We start from the raw sequence: 1,445 nt of genomic DNA on the forward strand, positions 1-1,445 counted from the left end.
GGCTCTTCGCGGTTTGTGGGGAATTGAGTTCGTGTCGTTGAAGACAAGGGGGCCCGTGGCCCTGCTGGGATGAGTGTGTCTAGCATTCAACCTGGAACAGGACCACGAGCCTTTGATCGAGCCTACCGGGGTCGCAGCCGACGCTGCCACCATCCTCTTCAACCTGCCCGACTACCGCGTCATTTCCACCACCATCACTGCCGGCCGCCGGCAGGTCATTATCGAAACCGACCACCCTCCGGGGTGCCCGAGCTGCGGTGTCATCGCATCCCGGCGGAAAGAGCGCCGCCTCCAGCGACTCCGCGATATTCCCGTGGCCGGGCCGGTGGACGTGCTCTGGTCCAAGTACCGCTGGTACTGCGAAGAACCGGCATGTGACCGGCTCTCGTTCTTCGAATCCACGCCCCAGGTCCCGCGCCGCGCCCGCTCGACGAGTCGGCTGCGGGACCAGCTCGTGGACGCGGTCATCCGCTCCGGCCGGGCCCTGTCGGAGACCGCTGCGGGCTTCGCCGTGTCCTGGTGGATGGTTCGGGCGGCGGTGACCGAGGCCTGCCTCTTGCAGTTGCCCGACGTGGACAAGCTCAGCCCGCGGATGCTGGGCATTGATGAACACCGGTTCCGGTCGGTGCGTTACTTCCAGGACCCGGCCACGAAGGCGTGGACCCGGTTCGAACCGTGGATGACAACCATCGTGGACCTGGACAGCGGGCAGGTCCTTGGCGTGGTCGACGGCCGCGACCACAAGGGTGTCGGGGACTGGTTGTTCGCCCGGCCCCTGGAGTGGCGGCTGGCCGTTCAGGTCGTGGCGATCGACCCCTCGGCGGCATTCCGGAAGGCACTACGGATGTGGCTTCCCCGCACGGCGGTCGCTGTTGATCATTTCCACCTGATCTCGCTGGCCAACCAGGCGATGACGGAGACCAGACAGAACCTCTCCCAACAGGTCAAGGGCCGCCGCGGCAGGGCGATCGACAAGGCCTGGGCCCACCGCATGCTGCTCCTGCGCGGCGGCGACACACTCAGCTGCCGGGCAGCTCTCCGACTCAAGGAGGTGTTCGCCCTGGACGATCCAACCGGCACCCTCCAAGCCGTCTGGAAAGTCAAGGAACAACTCCGGGCCCTGCTCCGCACCGGATCCCTGGAAGACGCCGCAATAGCGAAAACGGAGCTTGAGGAACTGGTCAAGGCAGCAGCCAGACCGGAGACGAACAGGCTCTACCGCACGGTCTGCAGATGGTGGAAAGAGATCGAGGTACTGATCATCACCGGCGCCACGACCGGTAAGGTCGAGGCCAACAACACAGCAATCAAGAACATCAAGCGCACCGCCCGCGGCTACCGCAATGCAGCCAACTACAAATCGGTTATCCTCTTGAGAAGTGCCGCCCGGACGGCGGCATGACGCTCATCCCCGAGATCCATTTCCCCACAAACCGTGAAGAGCC

1 protein-coding gene is annotated in these 1,445 nt (G+C 64.7%); it reads left to right on the forward strand.

The annotated features are described in order from the left end of the window. Nucleotides 1–112: 112 nt before the first annotated feature. The gene (locus QRN53_RS16100) at nt 113–1,402 is read left to right on the forward strand and encodes an ISL3 family transposase (RefSeq protein ID WP_285244848.1); all 1,290 of its coding nucleotides are present in this window, start codon (nt 113–115) and stop codon (nt 1,400–1,402) included. The last annotated feature ends 43 nt before the right edge of the window (nt 1,403–1,445 follow it).

It is taken from the genome of Pseudarthrobacter sp. fls2-241-R2A-127 (genome assembly GCF_030209355.1).
GTDB lineage: Bacteria > Actinomycetota > Actinomycetes > Actinomycetales > Micrococcaceae > Arthrobacter.